At 55.7% G+C, this 18,413-nt stretch carries 16 protein-coding genes; 4 read left to right on the top strand and 12 right to left on the bottom strand.

Annotated features, from left to right (window positions below):
• Positions 1 to 21 precede the first annotated feature (21 nt).
• Positions 22 to 498 (bottom strand): GNAT family N-acetyltransferase, encoded by a 477-nt coding sequence (locus IPZ49_RS19610; RefSeq protein WP_022648220.1) that lies wholly within the window; start codon positions 496 to 498, stop codon positions 22 to 24.
• A gap of 85 nt (positions 499 to 583) precedes the next feature.
• On the opposite strand from IPZ49_RS19610, the gene IPZ49_RS19605 reads away from it, so the two are divergent.
• Entirely contained in the window at positions 584 to 1,519 is a 936-nt protein-coding gene (locus tag IPZ49_RS19605) for a LysR family transcriptional regulator (protein ID WP_063145865.1), read from the top strand.
• On the opposite strand, the gene IPZ49_RS19600 is transcribed toward IPZ49_RS19605, so the two are convergent.
• Positions 1,514 to 1,816 (bottom strand): helix-turn-helix transcriptional regulator, encoded by a 303-nt coding sequence (locus tag IPZ49_RS19600; RefSeq protein WP_022648218.1) that lies wholly within the window; start codon positions 1,814 to 1,816, stop codon positions 1,514 to 1,516. The two genes, IPZ49_RS19605 and IPZ49_RS19600, sit on opposite strands and share 6 nt — an antisense overlap.
• A gap of 161 nt (positions 1,817 to 1,977) precedes the next feature.
• Between IPZ49_RS19600 and fusA the strand changes: the two genes are divergently transcribed.
• On the top strand, positions 1,978 to 4,080 hold the full coding sequence (gene fusA / locus IPZ49_RS19595) for an elongation factor G (protein ID WP_063145866.1): 2,103 nt from the start codon (positions 1,978 to 1,980) through the stop codon (positions 4,078 to 4,080).
• A 67-nt stretch (positions 4,081 to 4,147) separates the two neighbouring features.
• Here the strand turns inward: fusA and IPZ49_RS19590 are convergent, their stop codons facing one another.
• From IPZ49_RS19590 to IPZ49_RS19580, 3 genes are all read right to left on the bottom strand, one after another.
• The gene (locus tag IPZ49_RS19590) at positions 4,148 to 4,573 is read right to left on the bottom strand and encodes a DUF3828 domain-containing protein (protein ID WP_003857021.1); all 426 of its coding nucleotides are present in this window, start codon (positions 4,571 to 4,573) and stop codon (positions 4,148 to 4,150) included.
• 3 nt (positions 4,574 to 4,576) lie between these two features.
• Positions 4,577 to 4,789: a hypothetical protein gene (locus IPZ49_RS19585; protein WP_223862043.1), complete on the bottom strand. Its 213-nt coding sequence runs from the start codon at positions 4,787 to 4,789 to the stop codon at positions 4,577 to 4,579.
• Positions 4,790 to 4,914: 125 nt separating this feature from the next.
• Positions 4,915 to 5,487: a flavin reductase family protein gene (locus IPZ49_RS19580; protein ID WP_023300182.1), complete on the bottom strand. Its 573-nt coding sequence runs from the start codon at positions 5,485 to 5,487 to the stop codon at positions 4,915 to 4,917.
• 105 nt (positions 5,488 to 5,592) lie between these two features.
• Here IPZ49_RS19580 and nhoA point away from each other — a divergent pair, with 105 nt between their 5' ends.
• On the top strand, positions 5,593 to 6,438 hold the full coding sequence (gene nhoA, locus IPZ49_RS19575; protein WP_058677829.1) for an N-hydroxyarylamine O-acetyltransferase: 846 nt from the start codon (positions 5,593 to 5,595) through the stop codon (positions 6,436 to 6,438).
• A gap of 76 nt (positions 6,439 to 6,514) precedes the next feature.
• Here the strand turns inward: nhoA and narI are convergent, their stop codons facing one another.
• From narI to IPZ49_RS19545, 6 genes are all read right to left on the bottom strand, one after another.
• On the bottom strand, positions 6,515 to 7,195 hold the full coding sequence (gene narI / locus IPZ49_RS19570; RefSeq protein ID WP_022648214.1) for a respiratory nitrate reductase subunit gamma: 681 nt from the start codon (positions 7,193 to 7,195) through the stop codon (positions 6,515 to 6,517).
• Positions 7,192 to 7,887: a nitrate reductase molybdenum cofactor assembly chaperone gene (gene narW, locus IPZ49_RS19565; RefSeq protein WP_022648213.1), complete on the bottom strand. Its 696-nt coding sequence runs from the start codon at positions 7,885 to 7,887 to the stop codon at positions 7,192 to 7,194. The genes narI and narW overlap by 4 nt, the downstream gene beginning before the upstream one ends.
• Positions 7,887 to 9,431, bottom strand: coding sequence for a nitrate reductase subunit beta (gene narH / locus IPZ49_RS19560; protein WP_023306263.1), 1,545 nt, complete (start codon positions 9,429 to 9,431; stop codon positions 7,887 to 7,889). The genes narW and narH overlap by 1 nt, the downstream gene beginning before the upstream one ends.
• Complete coding sequence (locus IPZ49_RS19555) at positions 9,428 to 13,168, bottom strand: nitrate reductase subunit alpha (RefSeq protein WP_063145867.1); 3,741 nt, start codon at positions 13,166 to 13,168, stop codon at positions 9,428 to 9,430. The genes narH and IPZ49_RS19555 overlap by 4 nt, the downstream gene beginning before the upstream one ends.
• A gap of 67 nt (positions 13,169 to 13,235) precedes the next feature.
• On the bottom strand, positions 13,236 to 14,621 hold the full coding sequence (locus IPZ49_RS19550; RefSeq protein ID WP_058646716.1) for a NarK family nitrate/nitrite MFS transporter: 1,386 nt from the start codon (positions 14,619 to 14,621) through the stop codon (positions 13,236 to 13,238).
• A gap of 210 nt (positions 14,622 to 14,831) precedes the next feature.
• A complete protein-coding gene (locus IPZ49_RS19545) occupies positions 14,832 to 15,407 on the bottom strand; it encodes a TetR family transcriptional regulator (RefSeq protein ID WP_032624204.1) in 576 nt (191 codons plus the stop codon).
• A gap of 116 nt (positions 15,408 to 15,523) precedes the next feature.
• Between IPZ49_RS19545 and IPZ49_RS19540 the strand changes: the two genes are divergently transcribed.
• The gene (locus IPZ49_RS19540) at positions 15,524 to 17,014 is read left to right on the top strand and encodes an MFS transporter (protein ID WP_038416102.1); all 1,491 of its coding nucleotides are present in this window, start codon (positions 15,524 to 15,526) and stop codon (positions 17,012 to 17,014) included.
• 44 nt (positions 17,015 to 17,058) lie between these two features.
• Here the strand turns inward: IPZ49_RS19540 and ompC are convergent, their stop codons facing one another.
• Positions 17,059 to 18,132 (bottom strand): porin OmpC, encoded by a 1,074-nt coding sequence (ompC, locus tag IPZ49_RS19535; RefSeq protein ID WP_022648207.1) that lies wholly within the window; start codon positions 18,130 to 18,132, stop codon positions 17,059 to 17,061.
• Positions 18,133 to 18,413 lie beyond the last annotated feature (281 nt).

The following is an 18,413-nucleotide window of genomic DNA, read 5'->3' as shown; positions in this document are numbered from 1 at the left end:
GCATTTCACGCGATGGCATTGCTACTCAGCAAATGCCCGCAATGCCTCGCCATCAAGACGATAGCGTACCCATTCGGACTGCGGTACCGCGCCGATGCTCAGATAAAAATCAATTGCAGACTGGTTCCAGTCAAGCACGCTCCATTCCAGCCGGCCGCAGTGACGTTCCACTGCGCATTGCGCGATATTTTTAAGCAGTGCTTTTCCCGCACCCTTGCTGCGGTATTCCGGGGAGACATACAAATCTTCCATATAGATGCCGTTGCGACCAAGCCAGGTGGAATAGCTGGTGAAAAAAACGGCATACCCCACAGCATGGCCTGCATATTCGGCAACCAGCGCTTCGGTTTTACTGTCTGCACCAAACAGCGTTTTACGGATTTCGTCCGGCGTGGTGACCACTTCTTCTGGCGCTTTTTCATAGACTGCGAGTTCGTAAATCATATCGTATATTGCCGCTGCATCTTCAGGTCGCGCCTGACGAATCGTAATGCTCATTCCTTTCCCTTTATCTTTGTTTGTAGTTGATGGGGATAAGCATAAAGGCTAATGTCAGAAGAATTAAGTGCAATGAAATCAATACATGATGAATATTATGCATCCAGCCTTAAGGCGCCTTGATTTAAACCTTCTGCCGGTTTTTGACGCGATTTATCGCCACAGTTCCGTTCGACTTGCGGCAGATGAGCTGGCGATGAGCACCTCGGCGCTCAGCCATGCCCTGTCACGGCTGCGTGTTTCGCTCAACGACCCGCTGTTCTACCGGGAAGGACATCGAATGTGTCCCAGCGTCTATGCCACCCAGCTTGCGCCAGTTATTGCATCGGCCCTGAAATATCTCGACCAGGAGCTGTCGCCGCAGCCGGAATTTGATCCTGCTGTCAGTACAGCGTGTTTGCAGATCGCGATAACGGACTTTACCGCGTTCTGCATATTCCCTGCGCTCATGAATACGCTTCAACATGCGGCGCCTGGTTTGCGTCTGGAATTACGATATTTGCCGCACAGCCCGGCGTTGACGGAATTACTGGCAGGAGAGGTGGATCTGGCCCTGGGATTCAGCACCATTGAGGATCGCCGGTACCCGGAGCTGGAAGAGATCAGCTGGTTCGAAGATGAATATGTGGTGATTAGCAATGCGAGCCGGAGCGCGCTCACGCTGGAGGATTATCTTGCCGCCCGGCATCTTGTGGTTACGCCGTGGAATGAGAAGCAGGGCGTGCTGGATTTGCAGCTGGAACGCATGGGTTATACCCGACACATTGCGATCAAAACCCCGTCTATGCTCAGCGCCCCGTTTGTTATTGCAGAAAGCGATCTGCTGATGACGTTACCTCGATTCGCCGCTGAAAAGCTGCTGCCAGCTACCCGTATTAAAATTTTTGATTTACCGTTCCACATCAGTCCGTTTGAAGTAAAAATTTATTCGCACAAGCGCAGCGGGAAACGAGGCGTCACGAACTGGCTCAAAGCTACGCTGCGCGCGCTGGCCGAAGGGCAACAGTCAGAGCGCTTATGATTTCGACTGTAACAGGATTGCCATCAGCCCCGGAAAGCGGGCGTCCAGATCTTCTCTTCTCAGTGAAATCATATTCTCGCGCCCCTGCGGGCGCTGCCAGATCACGCCGCTGTCGCGCAGTACACGCCAGTGGTGAGTCATGGTTGATTTCACCACCTCGTCCGGGCGCAGCGCGTTGCAGCTCAGCTCACTGCCGTCGGCCAGCCGTCGAATAATCGCCAGCCGCAGCGGATTGCCGAGGGCGAACAGCACATTTTCCAGCAGTATTTGTTCAGGTTCCGGGTGGTTTGGGATCATCGTTTTCCTGCGTCTCGCGTGAGATTGAGCTATATCAACAATAGGTCAACCGTTAAAAAATAGTTCGATAATACTCGTACAATAGGACTATTATAACAAACGAACAAACACGCGACTATCCTGGTCGTCACAAACCCGTCATGAAGACGTAAGGAAATATCATGCCCCGACCCATTCCACTCGAACGTTATCGCAACATCGGTATCTCCGCGCATATCGATGCGGGCAAAACAACCACCACTGAGCGCATCCTGTTTTACACCGGGATGAGCCACAAGCTGGGTGAAGTACACGATGGCGCGGCAACCACCGACTGGATGGCGCAGGAGCAGGAGCGCGGGATCACCATTACGTCGGCGGCGGTGAGCTGTTTTTGGCCCGGCATGGACAGAGGCTTTGAACCGCACCACATCAATATTATCGACACCCCCGGGCATGTGGATTTCACCATTGAGGTGGAACGTTCCATGCGTGTGCTCGACGGCGCGGTGATGGTTTATGACTCCGTCGGCGGCGTGCAGCCGCAGTCGGAAACCGTCTGGCGTCAGGCGAATAAATATCACGTCCCGCGTCTGGCATTCGTCAACAAAATGGACCGCCCGGGTGCGGATTTCTTCCGCGTGGTGCGGATGATGCAGGAGCGGCTGAAAGCTAATCCGGTCCCGATTGTGATCCCCGTGGGCGCAGAGGAACACTTCACCGGCGTGGTTGATCTCATCAAGATGCGCACCATTCTTTGGGATGATGCGACCCAGGGCATGGCGTTCACCTACGCGCCGGTGCCCGACGATCTGCTGAGCACCGCCCAGACGTGGCGAGAAAAAATGGTCTCGTCTGCGGCAGAAGCCAGCGATGAGCTTATGGATAAGTACCTTGAGACGGGTGAACTGGATGAAGCGGAAATCATCAAAGGGTTACGGATCCGGACGATCTCCGGTGAAATACAGCCCATGCTGTGCGGCAGCGCTTTCAAGAACAAGGGTGTGCAGCGCATGCTCGACGCGGTGATTGAATTGATGCCGTCTCCACTGGACGTGCCCGCTATCGATGGGGTAGACGAAGATGGACAGCACGCCGAGCGCCACCCAAGCGATGATGAACCATTCTCTGCGCTGGCCTTCAAGCTGATGAGCGATCCGTACGTCGGACAGTTGACCTTTATTCGCGTCTATTCCGGCATACTGCGCAAAGGCGACGCGGTTTATAACCCGGTGAAGGGCAAAAAAGAGCGAATCGGGCGCATCGTGCTGATGCATGCCAACGACCGCCATGAGGTGGACGAGTTGCGCACAGGGGATATCGCAGCCTGTGTCGGGCTGAAAGACGTCACCACCGGTGACACGCTGACCGACCCGAATGCGGTGATCACCCTTGAACGGATGGAGTTCCCGGACCCGGTTATTTCGCTGGCGATTGAGCCGAAAACCAAGGCCGATCAGGAGAAAATGGGGATTGCCCTACAGCGCCTGGCGGCGGAGGATCCGTCTTTCCGTCTGCACACGGACGAAGAGTCCGGTCAGACCATTATCTCCGGGATGGGCGAACTGCATCTCGAAATCATCGTTGACCGCATGAAGCGTGAGTTTGGCGTTGAGGCAAACATTGGTCGTCCGCAGGTCACCTACCGTGAAACCCTGCGTAAAGCGGTGAAGGATATTGAAGGTAAATTTGTCCGACAGTCCGGCGGGAAAGGGCAGTACGGTCATGTGGTCCTGAGTCTGGAGCCGTTAGCAGCCGGAAGTGGTTTTGTGTTTGAAGATGCCACCAAAGGCGGGGTAGTGCCGCGGGAGTACATCCCGTCGGTGGAAAAAGGCTTGAGAGAAGCCATGAATACGGGGGTGCTGGCGGGCTATCCGGTTGTCGATGTGAAAGCGACCCTGACGTTTGGTTCCTACCATGACGTTGACTCCTCGGAGATGGCCTTCCGCATGGCGGCGATCCTCGGCTTCAAAGAGGGCGCGCGGCGGGCGGACCCGGTTATTCTTGAGCCGGTGATGCACGTTGAGGTGGAAACGCCGGAAGAGTATGCCGGGAACATTATGGGCGATCTCTCCTCCCGTCGCGGCATGGTGCAGGGGATGGCAGAGCAGTACGGCAGCCAGATTATTCGCGCTGACGTCCCGCTGGCTGAAATGTTTGGCTACGCCACCACGCTGCGCTCGATGTCCCAGGGGCGCGCGACGTATACGATGGAGTTCCATCATTTTGCGGAAGCTCCGCGGAATGTGGCGGATGAGATTATTGCGAAGCGCGTGAAGAGTTAATTAATTGCACATGGTAGTCATTTGGCTACCATGTGCCTTTATTATTACGACAGGGAGTTTATGCCTGTTACTTAATTAGCGTCGCCGAGCGCACTTTCCATTTTCCTTGCTCTTCAACGAGACAATCTGCAATAACATGATCTTGCTTCTTACCAAATGCGACATAGACGTTTGTGCAAACGGCGTCAAAATCAGAATGTAAGACGGTTATCTGATTCCAGTCATCATCCCAGTCCTGCGCTTTGATAAACATATCCGCATCGGGCATATCTTTGTCGTTACTGTCGCCAGAGTACATTTCTTTAATTGCTGCAATGGTCCCTGAGGCTACGTACTCGTTCATAATGTCTGGATTGAGTACGGGCGGTTTGTTCTGATCTAACTGCGCTATATACCATTGATTGAATTTAAGCGCCGCCTGACCCGGTGCATAAATGTTTTCTGCGGCCGCGAGCGGAGAAAGGGCGAAAAGTAAAAAGTAGAGTGGTTTCATTAATCATGCCTGAACAGTTCGTAATGAGGTTGTATGTTGCGGTAAGCCTGCATTGACTAATGTGCGCCCCATATCTTTTGCCAGACGCGTGTTGGGGATTTTTAATCGACCACCCGCTCTGATCGCTTCTGTTACGTAACGAGCACAATAACCCGTGCTGCTGGGTTGCGCGTGTGATTTCGCATATGATATTGCGCCATCTTTGTTCCATGACATGGATAGTTCCTTTACGAAAGATTGTTTATGCAACAGCTTCTGAAATATCCTCCGTTTAACATCGTTATGATAAACATAAAATGCCATAGAAATTTTATATAATTCAGATGGGTATAATTAAAAAATCAATCCAGCGCCTTCACCATCTTCCCACTCGTCACAAACGTCCCGGCCCCCAGATGATGCAGCGTATTCAGCTTATCCCCGTCAAACTGCCAGCGTCCGGCGACAAATGCGCGTTCATCTGCCGCGGCGGAAACCACTTCGCCAAACAGGGTGTCATATTTCTCGGCCGCAGAAGTGACAGGTAATAACCGACACTCCATCCACGCCAGACATTTCTCTTCTATAACCGGCAGACCAAGCTCAGGGCCATGAATAACCGGGATCCCGTAGCAGTTAAATTTATCCTCGTCGCGCCCGCTGACGCTGCCGACCGCCCAGGTCCAGTTGGCTGCCGCCACGCCGGGGATCACAATACCGAATTTCCCGCTGCGTTCGATCAACTCCCGTGACCACGCGCTTTTGTCTACCACAATCGCGATACGCGGGGGTTCAAATTCCACCGGCATAGACCATGCGGCGGCCATGACGTTGCGACGATCGATGGTCTCATCCCGGCTGGTGATGAGCACGGTTGGACCGTGATTCAGAAGACGGCTGGCATGACGTAATTCAACAGGACGAAAGTGGCTCATAGGATCTCCTCATGTACACGATGAGTATGCCGAAAAAGCACTTTTGCGCATATGCATAAGGGAAAATAGTTTATAAACAGGGGATATCACATCATGGAGCAAATCATGTCCCCATTTCTGAGTGCTTATTTTGCCCGCACGGGCTGGCAGCAGCCCGTACAGGTTAATATCGATACCCTGCGGGGGCTCCATTTACACCATAACTGCGCGATCCCTTTTGAAAATATTGACGTCGTTTTGCCGCGGGAAATCCATTTGGACGACGGGTGTCTGGTGGATAAACTGGTCACCGCGCGTCGGGGGGGATATTGCTTCGAGCAAAATGGCCTGTTTGAACGGGTGTTGCGCGAAGTTGGGTTTACGGTACGCAGCGTGCTGGGGCGGGTTGTGCTGGCGAATCCGTCGCAGATGCCGCCGCGTACGCACCGGTTGCTGCTGGTTGAGCTGAACGGCGAGCGCTGGATCGCTGATGTAGGATTTGGCGGACAAACGCTGACGGCGCCGATTCGTTTGATCGCCAACGAGGAGCAGGAAACCCCGCACGGGTGCTATCGTTTGCTGAGCGAGGGTAACGACTGGGTACTGCAATTCCGCCATCACGAGCACTGGCAGTCAATGTACCAATTTGACCTGGGGACGCAGTACTTCAACGATTACGTGATGGGTAACTTCTGGTCGGCGCACTGGCCTCAGTCCCATTTTCGTCATCACCTGCTGATGTGTCGCCACCTGCCGGACGGGGGCAAGCTGACGCTGACCAACTTTAATTTTACCCACTGGCAGAACGGTCATGTGGAGGAGCAGATCCATTTGCCGGATGCGGAGGCGCTATATAAGCTGATGCAGGACCGGTTTGGCCTGGGCGTTGATGACCCGAAGCACGGCTTTACACTGGCAGAGCTGACGGCAGTAATGGCAGGGTTTGATACGCATCCGCAGGCAGGGAAATAGCCCGGTGGCGGCTACGCCTTACCGGGCCTACGGGAGTATACGTAGGTCGGGTAAGGCGTAGCCGCCACCCGACAAATCAACGGCGCGATCTCACCACCTGATACCGACGCGTGAAGTACTCAAACGGCGCGCTCCACACGTGCACCAGGCGGGTGAACGGGAAGATGAGGAAGATCGTCATCCCCAGCACCAGATGCACGCGGAAGATCGGCGCGACGCCGCTCAGCATTTCCGACGAGCCGCCCTTAAACGTGACGATCCCCTGTGCCCAGCCGACCAGCTTCATCATCTCGCTTCCGTCAGGGTACTGAGCGGAGAAAGGAATGGTCGACAGCCCAAGGATGCACTGAAGCAGCAGGATACTCATGATGATAATATCCGGCGTGGTGGACGTGGCGCGCACCCGCTGGTTGAACAGGCGTCGGATCAAAAGCATCGACCCACCGATCAGCGTCAGCACCCCGCAAATACCTCCCGCAATCATGGCTAACTGCTGTTTAACCGCGACGGGTAAAAACCAGGCGTACATCCAGTGCGGGGTTAACATGCCGAACAGGTGCCCGAAGAAGATCCCCAGAATCCCAATATGAAACAGGTTCGAAGCCCAGTTCATCCCGCGCTTGCTGAGCATCTGGCTTGATGACGCCCGCCAGGTGTACTGCCCATAGTCGTAGCGCAACCAACTGCCGAGGAAGAAGACGGTGGCGCAGATGTACGGATAAATGTCATAGAAAAACACGTTCAGGTAATGAGTCATTTTGGGCCTCCGGCGCTGACGTCCACGTACTGCGGCGCGACGTCCTGGCTAAAGCGTCGTTGATATTGCTGCATCGGCGAACTGTCGCACGATGTGGCGTTGTCTTCGATAAACTTGACCTGTTCCTCTTCCCACACGGCGTCCAGCGCCTGACGGGTATCATCACGTTTTTCACCGGATACCTGTTTCGCCACGCTGTCGCTGGAAAGCCGTGTTTCCGCCAGCGACAGCAGGGCGTCAAACAGCTGGTAATGCGCTACCTCGCGCTGTTTCAGGCGGCCTCCAATCAGCGCCAGTATAGGCGCGACGTTTTGCAGCCCTTCACGCGCCTCGTCGTCGCTGACGATACTGAGATATTCCAGATAGAGCGGCAGATAGTCCGGCAGCTCGCGGCAATCCAGCTCCAGCCCGGCTTTCTCATACTGGCTCATCAGGTCGACCATCGCCTGACCGCGATCGCGGGACTCGGCGTGAACGTGCTCGAACAGCAGTAGTGAAGTCGCGCGCCCCCGCTCGAAAACTTCACACCATTCGGCCTGCTTATCCAGCAGCGGGGCGCTCAGGTGCTGCTGCGCAAACGGCAGTAGCATGGGCGCATCCTGTTCCACCAGGGAAAGCGCTTCTTCACGGTTATCCCAAAGCAGCTCATCGGGATACTCAATCAGTAGCGCGATGATTTTAAGGATCTGCATTATTCTCCCTCCCCGTGATCGCGCACCTCGGTAATGTTGATCGCGTCGATGCGGCTGCTGTTGAAGAGGTTGAACCTGGTGTCGGAGCCGTGACAGCCGTCACCGAAGGTGAAGCCGCAGCCGTTTTTCTCCGGGAAGGCGTCGCGCGCCATTTCGCGGTGGCTGGTCGGGATCACGAAGCGGTCTTCGTAGTTAGCGATGGCCAGATAGCGGTACATCTCCTCAACCTGCGCTTCGGTCAGGCCCACTTCCTCAATGGCGCGGGTATCGGTCACGCCTTCCACGGTCTGGGAGCGTTTGTAGTGGCGCATCGCCATCATGCGCTTCAGAGCGCGCAGCACCGGGCCGGTATCGCCCGCGCTGAGCATATTTGCCAGGTATTGCACCGGGATGCGCAGGCTTTCGACCGCAGGCAGTACACCGTCGCTCTGCGGCAGACCACCCGCGTCCGCGTAGGACTGAATCGGTGACAGCGGCGGCACATACCAGACCATCGGCAGGGTGCGGTATTCCGGATGCAGCGGCAGGGCGAGCTTCCAGTCCATCGCCATTTTGTAAACCGGGGAACGCTGCGCTGCGTCGATGACGTTCTGCGGGATGCCCTGCTTCAGGGCTTCTTCAATCACCGCCGGATCGTTCGGGTTAAGGAACACGTCGCACTGGCGCTCATACAGATCGGTTTCATGCTCGGTGCTGGCCGCCTCTTCAATACGGTCCGCGTCATACAACAGCACACCAAGGTAGCGGATGCGTCCAACGCAGGTTTCTGAGCAGACGGTCGGCTGGCCGGACTCGATGCGCGGATAGCAGAAGATGCACTTCTCTGACTTGCCGCTTTTCCAGTTGAAGTAGATTTTCTTGTACGGGCAGCCGCTGATGCACAGTCGCCAGCCGCGGCATTTGTCCTGGTCGATCAGCACAATGCCGTCCTCTTCGCGTTTGTAAATCGCACCGCTCGGGCAGGTGGCGACGCAGCTCGGGTTGAGGCAATGCTCGCACAGGCGCGGCAGGTACATCATGAAGGTGTTTTCGAACTGACCGTACATCTCTTTCTGGATCTTCTGAAAGTTTCGGTCGCGGGCGCGTTTTTCGAACTCGCCACCCAGCAGCTCCTCCCAGTTTGGTCCCCAGACGATCTTATCCATCCGCTTACCGTCAATCAGCGAGCGGGGGCGGGCGGTAGGGAGGTGATCCCCCTCCGGGGCGCGGTGCAGATCCTGGTAATCGAAGGTGAAAGGTTCATAGTAATCGTCAATCTGCGGCAACACGGGGTTGGCGAAAATTTTCGACAGGACGCCCATTTTTCCGCCGAGGCGCGGGGTCAGCTTGCCGTGAATACTGCGGATCCATCCGCCTTGCCACTCATCCTGATCTTCCCAGTTTTTCGGATAGCCGATACCCGGTTTGGTTTCGACGTTATTAAACCACGCATACTCCATCCCTTCGCGCCCGGTCCAGACGTTCTTACAGGTGACCGAGCAGGTGTGGCAGCCAATGCATTTATCGAGATTCAGTACCATGCCAACCTGTGAGCGTATTTTCATTTTTTCGCCTCCTGAACCTGATCCCGACCTTCGCCGTCCAGCCAGTTAATGTTTTTCATTTTGCGGATCATAATGAACTCGTCGCGATTCGAGCCGACGGTGCCGTAATAGTTAAAGCTGTACGCCAGCTGCGCGTAGCCGCCAATCATATGGGTCGGTTTCGGACAGACGCGGGTGACCGAGTTGTGGATCCCGCCGCGCCGTCCGGTCACTTCTGACCCCGGAATGTTCAGAATGCGCTCCTGAGCGTGGTACATCATGGTCATGCCCGGCGGCACGCGCTGGCTGACCACCGCGCGGGCGGTGAGGGCGCCGTTGGCGTTGAAGGCTTCGATCCAGTCGTTGTCCTCAATCCCCAGCTCGCGCGCGTCGGTTTCGCTGATCCAGACGATTGGCCCCCCGCGTGACAGGGTCTGCATCAGCAGGTTTTCGCTGTAGGTGGAGTGAATGCCCCATTTCTGGTGCGGCGTCAGGAAGTTAAGCGCTTTTTCCGGGAAGCCGTTCGGCGGGATCTCGCGCATATGGGTGACGCTGCGGGTATCAATCGGTGGACGATAGGCCACCAGACTTTCACCGAAGGCGCGCATCCAGGCGTGATCCTGATACAGCTGCTGGCGGCCGGAAATCGTGCGCCACGGGATCAGCTCGTGAACGTTGGTATAGCCTGCGTTATACGAGACATGCTCGCTCTCAAGGCCGGACCACGTTGGGCTGGAGATAATTTTGCGCGGCTGCGCCTGAATATCGCGGAAGCGGATTTTCTCGTCTTCTTTGTTCAGCGCCAGATGGGTGTGATCGCGCCCGGTCAGTTCGCCGAGGGCTTCCCAGGCTTTGACCGCGACCTGACCGTTGGTTTCCGGGGCAAGAGCGAGGATCACCTCTGAAGCGTCAATGGCGGTTTCAATGCGCGGTCGGCCTTTGGCCGGGCCGTCGAGCTTGACGTAATTGAGCTTGCCGAGGAAATCGACTTCGTTTTGCGTGTTCCACGATATGCCTTTTCCGCCGTTGCCGAGCTTGTCCAGCAGCGGACCGAGAGAAGTGAAGCGCTCGTAGGTTTCCGGATAGTTGCGCTCGACGACCGCAATGTTTGGCGCGGTTTTACCGGGGATGAGATCGCACTCGCCTTTGCGCCAGTCCAGAATATCAAAAGGCTGCGACAGTTCCCCCGGGGAGTCATGCTGAAGCGGCTGTAGCACCACGTCAGTTTCGGTGCCGAGATGCCCGACGCACACTTCAGAGAAGACTTTGGCGATGCCTTTGTAGATCTCCCAGTCGCTGCGGGACTCCCACGCGGGGTCAACGGCGGCAGAGAGCGGGTGAATAAACGGATGCATGTCCGAGGTATTCATATCGTCTTTTTCATACCATGTGGCGGTCGGCAGGACGATATCGGAGAACAGGCAGGTGCTGGACATACGGAAATCGAGCGTCACCAGCAGATCCAGCTTGCCCTCAATGGCGGCGGTTTGCCATTCCACCTCTTCAGGTTTGACATCATCCGTTGAGCCTAAATCCTCGCCCTGAATCCCGCTCTCGGTGCCAAGCAGGTATTTGAGCATGTACTCATGGCCTTTTCCGGACGAGCCAAGCAGGTTAGAACGCCAGACAAACAGGTTGCGCGGGTGGTTCATGCCGTTGTCCGGCTGTTCGCAGGCGAAGCGAATATCGCCCGATTTTAACGCCTGCACGGTGTAATCCTGCGGCGACATTCCGGCGGCGTCGGCACGGGCCTTAACGTGCAGCGGGTTGAGGTTAAGCTGCGGCGCGGAAGGGAGCCAGCCCATGCGCTCGGCGCGGACGTTGAAATCAATCAGATGTCCGGTGAATTTCGACGCGTCTGCAAGAGGAGAAAGCAGCTCCTGTGCGGTGAGCTTCTCATAGCGCCACTGGCTGGCGTGGTTGTAGAAGTAAGAGGTGCTGTTCATCTGGCGCGGCGGACGGTTCCAGTCCAGCGCGAAGGCCAGCGGCAGCCAGCCGGTTTGCGGACGCAGTTTCTCCTGGCCGACATAGTGCGACCAGCCGCCGCCGCTTTGCCCGACGCAGCCGCAGAAGACCAGCATGTTGATCATCCCGCGGTAGTTCATGTCCATGTGGTACCAGTGGTTCACACCGGCCCCGAGGATGATCATCGAACGACCATGGGTTTTGTGCGCCGTGTCGGCAAATTCACGGGCGATTTTTTCTATCAGGTAAGCGGGTACGCCGGTAATTTGTTCGCCCCAGGCCGGGGTGTAGGCTTTGATCTCGGCGTAGTTTGCCGCCGCGTTACTGTCTTCCAGACCGCGATCGAGGCCGTAGTTTGCGAGCACCAGATCGTACACGCTGACCACGCGTCTCTGGCTGCCGTCGGCCAGCGTCAGGGTTTTACTCGGTACGCGGCGCGTCAGCACCGGCTCCTGCTTCACGCTGCGGAAATGCGGGTTCTCGTTGCCCCCGAAGTAAGGGAAGGCCACGTCTGCCACACTGTCGTGGGTGATGAGCAGGGAAAGCGTCAGCTCGGTCTCCTGTCCCGCGGCCAGCGACTCCAGGTTCCATTTGCCTTTTTCGCCCCAGCGGAAACCGATAGAGCCGTTCGGCGCCACCAGATTTCCGGCGACGTCAAAGGCGATGGTTTTCCACTCCGGATTATTGGTTTCACCCAGCCCGTCGGCCAGATCCGACGCGCGCAGCATGCGGCCCGGCACCACGCGACCGTCAGCCTGTTCATCCAGCAGGACCAGCATCGGCATGTCGGTGTAGCGGCGGCAATAGTTGAGGAAGTAATCGCTCGGGTTATCAAGGTGGAACTCTTTGAGGATCACATGCCCCATCGCCATGGCGAGGGCGCTGTCGGTACCCTGTTTGGGGGCCAGCCACTGGTCGCTGAGCTTCGCCACCTCCGAGAAGTCCGGCGTAATGGCGACGGTCTTGGTGCCTTTGTAACGTACTTCGGTAAAGAAGTGGGCGTCCGGGGTACGCGTCTGCGGCACGTTCGAGCCCCAGGCAATGATATAGCTGGAGTTGTACCAGTCCGCCGATTCCGGCACGTCGGTCTGCTCGCCCCAGGTCATCGGCGATGCCGGAGGCAAATCGCAGTACCAGTCATAGAAGCTCAGGCAGGTGCCGCCGAGCAGGGAGAGATAGCGCGTACCGGCGGCATAAGAGACCATCGACATGGCCGGGATAGGCGAAAAACCGGCCACCCGATCCGGGCCGTAATTTTTGATGGTCCAGACGTTGGCGGCAGCAATCAGCTGGTTAAGCTCTTTCCAGTTTGAGCGGATAAACCCGCCTTTACCGCGCGCCTTTCTGTAGCTTTGCGCTTTCTGTGGATCGTTCTGAATGGCATCCCAGGCCAGTACTGGATCGGTATGCTGCGCCAGCGCCTCGCGCCAGAGTTCGATCAGCCTGCGGCGTACCAGCGGGTACTTGAGACGGTTGGCGCTGTAGAGATACCAGGAGTAGCTTGCGCCACGCGGGCAGCCGCGCGGTTCGTGGTTAGGCAGGTCGGGGCGGGTACGCGGGTAGTCGGTCTGCTGGGTTTCCCATGTCACCAGGCCATTTTTGACATAAATCTTCCAGCTACAGGAGCCGGTGCAGTTAACGCCGTGGGTGGATCGCACAATCTTGTCGAACTGCCAGCGCTGACGGTAGCTGTCCTCCCAGTCGCGGTTGGTGTGGTACACCTGGCCGTGCCCATCGGCGAAACTGTCGCCTTTTGTTTTGAAGTAACGGAAGCGGTCCAACAGTTTGCTCATGACATTTCTCCTGCTTCGATAACATGGCCGGAGGGTGAGGCATCACGCTCCGGCGAAGAGGTAGTTATTATTTTTGTGAGGATTTGCGGCCGTACACCAGCCAGGTGACGAGCACGCAGACGATGTAAAACACGAGGAAGACTTTCATGGCGCCCACCGGGGAACCGGTCATCGCCAGGGAGGTGCCAAAGGCTTTGGGAATAAAGAACCCGCCCACCGCACCGATGGCAGAGATAAAGCCCAGCGCCGCAGCCGTTTCGGTCACCGCTTCATGCTGTGCCTGTTCATCGCTCCCGCCCTGTTTTTTCACGCGGTCGAGGGTGATTTGGCGAAAGATAATCGCGATCATCTGGAAGGTCGAGCCGCTACCCAAGCCTGCGGTCAGAAACAGGCCCATAAAGACCAGATAGAAGGCGATAAAGCTGCCTGAACCAGACCCGGGGAGCGTCAGGAAAATCAGGGCGCTAAAGATGGCCATAAAGACGAAGTTGATCAGCGTCACCCTTACGCCGCCCAGTCTGTCCGAAATCATTCCGCCAGCCGAACGCGCCAGGGCGCCGATCAGTGGGCCAAAGAAGGCGAGGTGGAGGATATTAACGTCCGGAAACTGGGTTTTCGACAGCATGGCAAAGCCTGCCGAGAAACCGATAAACGAGCCGAAGGTTGCCAGATAAAGCAGGCTCAGCAGCCAGAGATGAAAGCGCTTAAGCACCGGAAGCTGGCTGGCAATGGACGCTTTCGAGCTGGCGATGTCATTCATGCCAAAAAACGCCGCAATGGTGGCCAGAATCAGCAGCGGCGCCCAGATCCACGCCGCGTTCGCCAGCCACATCGTCGAGCCATCCTCCTGCGGTACGCCGTGCACGCCGAGGAAGGTAAACATCGGCAGGAAAATCACCAGCGGCGCAACCAGCTGCATCACACTCACGCCCAGGTTACCCAGCCCGCCGTTAATGCCCAGTGCGCTGCCCTGTCTGGCTTTCGGGAAGAAGAAGCTGATGTTTCCCATACTGGAAGCGAAGTTGGCACCGGCAAAACCGCAAAGCAGCGCGATGATGATGAAGATCCAATAGGGCGTGGCGGTATTCTGGATGGCGATCCCAAGCCAGACACAGGGTACGACCAGGATAACGGTGCTTAACACGGTCCAGTAACGCCCGCCAAATATCGGCACCATAAAAGAGTAGGGGACACGCAATATCGCGCCGGAGAGAGAAGGTAATGCCGTTAGCATAAAAAGCTGATCGGTGCTGAAATTAAATCCGACCTTATTAAGATTTACCGCAATAGCGCTAAACAACATCCAGACGCAAAACGCCAGAAGCAAACATGCCACGGAAATCCACAGGTTTCTTCGTGCGATATGTTTCCCTTTATTCTCCCAAAATTGCGCGTTTTCCGGTTTCCAGTTACTCAACAGATGCTGATTACTCTTCTCGCTTTGATGTGACATATCACCCTCTTGCTTACCGAAGTGGAGAGAAAAAAGAAGGAAAAACAGAAAGATACCTGTCAGTGGTTTATGAAATTTATAGGATGTTATGGGATACATCTGAAAGGATAGATAAAAAAGCGAATCCCTGAGTTTGGAATGGGAATCAGGGTTCGCTTTATGTGTTACTAATTGTAACTCTTTGCGGAAATTAATACTCCGATGGGAGTATTAAAACAATTCGAGGGAGATAAGTTTATCCAGATGCTTATTAAATGCCGCGTCGTCCATTTCAGGCATATTTAAGACGTATATGCCATCCAGGCCACATACCAGACCAATTAAACGCCAGGCGATATTTTCCGGCTGATCAGCAAGCGTAAAGGCGTTGGCCTCCGTACCGGCGCGGATAATTGCGACCGTTTCCTGGTGCCACATCTCCATGGTCAAAACGTAGGCGCTTTTGATATCGCTATCCCGGCTGGCGAGAATTTGCGCCTCCCGCCACAGCCGAATGTAGGGCTCAAACCCGCCGTCATCGCTGCCGAGCATGGCATGCAGGCGCTCGCGCCAGCCTGCGTTTTCGCCAACGATTTCAGCATCCAGCAAATCGCGGATCAGCCTGACAAACGCCAGCGATTTAAGCTCGCCCGCCGACGCAAAGTGGTGATGCACCTGCCCGGTGGCGACGCCCGCTTCGGTAGCGATTCGGCGCACGGTCATCGCAGCGAATCCTTCGGTCAGCGCCACGCGCATTGCGGCCTGTAGGATCTCTTCCCGCCGCTCGTCCTTGCTCAGATAACGCATAATTTCTCACTCTCAATGGCAACGAAACGAGTGTAACAAAGAGCTGGACAAGTGTTCAACTTTACGTAGGATCGCAATCTGGACATGTGTCCAGTTTTTAACTGAAAAGGAAATTTATGTTTCGTCAGTGGTTAGCGTTAGTGATTATCGTGCTGGTGTATATCCCGGTGGCGATTGACGCGACGGTGCTGCACGTGGCGGCGCCAACATTGAGCATGACGCTGGGTGCCAGCGGCAACGAATTGTTGTGGATTATTGATATTTACTCGCTGGTGATGGCGGGGATGGTGCTGCCGATGGGCGCGCTGGGCGATCGCATAGGTTTTAAGCGCCTGCTGATGATCGGCAGCGTGCTGTTTGGCCTGTCATCGTTAGCGGCGGCTTTTGCGCCGTCCGCGGGCTGGCTGATTGCCGCCCGCGCGTCGCTGGCGATTGGCGCGGCGATGATCATTCCGGCTACGCTTGCAGGGATCCGCACGCTGTTTATTGACGTGCGGCACCGTAACATCGCCCTTGGCGTCTGGGCTGCCGTTGGGTCGGGCGGCGCGGCGTTTGGCCCGCTGATTGGCGGCATGCTGCTGGAGCACTTTTACTGGGGTTCGGTCTTCCTGATTAACGTGCCGATCGTGCTGATCGTGGTTTCGCTTGCTGCGCACTTTGTGCCTGCTCAGCAGGGTCGGCCCGAGCAGCCGCTCAATATCAGCCATGCCATTATGCTGATTGTCGCCATTTTACTGCTGGTCTACAGCGCCAAAACCGCCCTGAAAGGGGTGCTGTCGCCGTGGATGGTGGCCTCTACGCTGCTTACCGGGGCGGTGATGCTGTTTATTTTCGTCCGTATCCAGCTGCGCGCGCGCGTGCCAATGATCGACATGCGTCTGTTTTGCCATCGCATTATTTTAAGCGGCGTGGTCATGGCGATGACCGCCATGATTGCGCTGGTGGGCTTTGAACTGCTGATGGCGCAGGAGTTGCAGTTCGTGCATGGTTTTACGCCGTTTGAAGCAGGGATATTTATGCTGCCGGTGATGGTGGCGAGCGGATTTAGCGGGCCGATCGCGGGTGTGCTGGTCGGGCGTCTGGGGCTGCGCATTGTCGCGGCCGGAGGCATGGGGCTAAGCGCGATCAGTTTTATCGGCCTGTCGACGCTCGATTTCAGCACCCAACAGTGGCAGGCGTGGAGCCTGATGGTGCTGCTGGGCTTCAGTGCCGCCAGCGCACTGCTGGCATCGACGTCAGCGATCATGGCTGCCGCGCCGAAAGAGAAAGCGGCCGCGGCAGGCGCGATCGAAACCATGTCCTACGAGCTGGGCGCTGGTCTCGGGATCGCCATTTTCGGTCTGCTGTTAACCCGCAGCTTTTCGGCGTCAATTGTACTGCCGCAGGGGCTGAGCGCGTCGCTGACCGATAAAGCGTCGTCGTCCATCGGTGAAGCGATGAAGGTCGCGCAGGAGCTGACGCCGTCACTGGCCGAGCCGGTGATGACGGCGGCGAAAACCGCGTTCATCACCTCGCACAGCGTGGCCCTGGGCAGTGCGGGAGCCATGCTGATGATTCTGGCGATCGGGATCTGGTTTAGTCTGGCGAAGGTCGGAGGGCAGCAGTAAAAAAAAGGCCAGCCGCGAGGGCTGGCCTTTTGAACTAACACATCTTAGAACTGGTAGGTCAGACCTACAGCCACGATGTTGTCGGTAGCCACTTTGGCATCTTTGGTGAACTGGCTGTCATCCACGAGGTTGATTTTGTAATCAACGTAGGTGGACATGTTTTTGTTGAAGTAGTAGCTCGCGCCAACGTCAACGTATTCAACCAGGTCCTGGTCGCCATAAGAACCGATGTCTTTACCTTTGGATTTCAGGTAAGCGATGGATGGACGCAGACCGAAGTCAAACTGGTACTGAGCCACAACTTCGAAGTTCTGTGCTTTGTTGGCAACGTGACCGCTACCGAACGCCGTCATGTTGCGGGTTTCAGAGTAGGTGGTTGCCAGGTAGATGTTGTTCGCATCGTACTTCAGGCCAGCAGCCCAGACTTCTGCGTTTTCGCCACCGGCGTTCAGGTTGCTTGCAGCACGAACCTGACGGTCAGTACGGTCAGATTTCGCGTAGGTCGCACCCACACCGAAGCCGTCGAATTCATAGGTAGAAGACAGACCCCAGCCGTCACCGTTGGATTCGGTGATCTCTGAACGGTCGTTTTTACCCTGGTACTGGGCAGCCACGTTCAGGCCGTCAACCAGACCAAAGAAGTCGGTGTTACGGTAGGTGGCAACGCCAGTGGTACGACCGGTCATGAAGCCGTCAGTCTGCGTCCAGGTATCGCCACCGAACTCTGGCAGAACGTCAGTCCATGCGCCGATGTCATAAGCAACACCGTAGTTACGACCGTAGTCGAAGGAACCGAATTCATCGAATTTCAGACCAGCGAAGGCCAGACGGGTTTTGTTGCCGTCGGAACCCTGAGCTTCAGAGCGGTTGCCCTTGAACTCATATTCCCACTGGCCGTATCCGGTCAGCTGATCGTTGATCTGAGTTTCACCTTTGAAGCCCAGACGAACGTATGTTTTGTCGCCGTCGCTACCAGCATCATCAGAAAAATAGTGCAGACCAGTAACTTTGCCGTACAGATCCAGTTTGTTACCGTCTTTGTTAAAAACTTCAGCCGCGTTAACAACGCCAGCCGCCAACATGGAAGTCACTGCCACTGCAACTAATTTAAGTTTCATCTTAACTAACCCTTATAATTTTATTTAGGTATTTCCTAAGCCACCTGAGCGATTTTTAAACGAGGCTTATCGTCAATGGCAGACTATTTTTAAAATTCCGTAGACTGCTTTCAATAATAAGTTTCAAAATATTAAAGATAATTTCAATTAGTGTGATCCTGATCCGATAAATTTCCCTTAAATCGCTTAATAAGGTTAATTTATATACATAAATTGATTATTTACAAAACACGATAATAAGGCTGGAAATAGTTGCCATGCGTTTTTGTTTTTAGAGGGAG

The sequence above is a fragment of the Enterobacter cloacae complex sp. S2 genome, assembly GCF_015159675.1.
Classification (GTDB): Bacteria; Pseudomonadota; Gammaproteobacteria; order Enterobacterales; family Enterobacteriaceae; genus Enterobacter; species Enterobacter intestinihominis.
Note: the sequence above shows the minus strand (reverse complement) of the source record. Positions and strands in the feature narration are given on the sequence as shown.

What these genes read in the sequence shown, in the direction of transcription:
- IPZ49_RS19580 (WP_023300182.1), bottom strand. Translation starts at nt 5,487, where the DNA reads ATGAGCCACTTTCGTCCTGTTGAATTACGTCATGCCAGCCGTCTTCTG.
- narW (WP_022648213.1), bottom strand. Translation starts at nt 7,887, where the DNA reads ATGCAGATCCTTAAAATCATCGCGCTACTGATTGAGTATCCCGATGAG.
- IPZ49_RS19545 (WP_032624204.1), bottom strand. Translation starts at nt 15,407, where the DNA reads ATGCGTTATCTGAGCAAGGACGAGCGGCGGGAAGAGATCCTACAGGCC.
- IPZ49_RS19605 (WP_063145865.1), top strand. Translation starts at nt 584, where the DNA reads ATGATGAATATTATGCATCCAGCCTTAAGGCGCCTTGATTTAAACCTT.
- ompC (WP_022648207.1), bottom strand. Translation starts at nt 18,132, where the DNA reads ATGAAACTTAAATTAGTTGCAGTGGCAGTGACTTCCATGTTGGCGGCT.
- fusA (WP_063145866.1), top strand. Translation starts at nt 1,978, where the DNA reads ATGCCCCGACCCATTCCACTCGAACGTTATCGCAACATCGGTATCTCC.
- nhoA (WP_058677829.1), top strand. Translation starts at nt 5,593, where the DNA reads ATGTCCCCATTTCTGAGTGCTTATTTTGCCCGCACGGGCTGGCAGCAG.
- IPZ49_RS19590 (WP_003857021.1), bottom strand. Translation starts at nt 4,573, where the DNA reads ATGAAACCACTCTACTTTTTACTTTTCGCCCTTTCTCCGCTCGCGGCC.
- IPZ49_RS19540 (WP_038416102.1), top strand. Translation starts at nt 15,524, where the DNA reads ATGTTTCGTCAGTGGTTAGCGTTAGTGATTATCGTGCTGGTGTATATC.
- narI (WP_022648214.1), bottom strand. Translation starts at nt 7,195, where the DNA reads ATGACTCATTACCTGAACGTGTTTTTCTATGACATTTATCCGTACATC.
- IPZ49_RS19610 (WP_022648220.1), bottom strand. Translation starts at nt 498, where the DNA reads ATGAGCATTACGATTCGTCAGGCGCGACCTGAAGATGCAGCGGCAATA.
- narH (WP_023306263.1), bottom strand. Translation starts at nt 9,431, where the DNA reads ATGAAAATACGCTCACAGGTTGGCATGGTACTGAATCTCGATAAATGC.
- IPZ49_RS19555 (WP_063145867.1), bottom strand. Translation starts at nt 13,168, where the DNA reads ATGAGCAAACTGTTGGACCGCTTCCGTTACTTCAAAACAAAAGGCGAC.
- IPZ49_RS19550 (WP_058646716.1), bottom strand. Translation starts at nt 14,621, where the DNA reads ATGTCACATCAAAGCGAGAAGAGTAATCAGCATCTGTTGAGTAACTGG.
- IPZ49_RS19585 (WP_223862043.1), bottom strand. Translation starts at nt 4,789, where the DNA reads ATGTCATGGAACAAAGATGGCGCAATATCATATGCGAAATCACACGCG.
- IPZ49_RS19600 (WP_022648218.1), bottom strand. Translation starts at nt 1,816, where the DNA reads ATGATCCCAAACCACCCGGAACCTGAACAAATACTGCTGGAAAATGTG.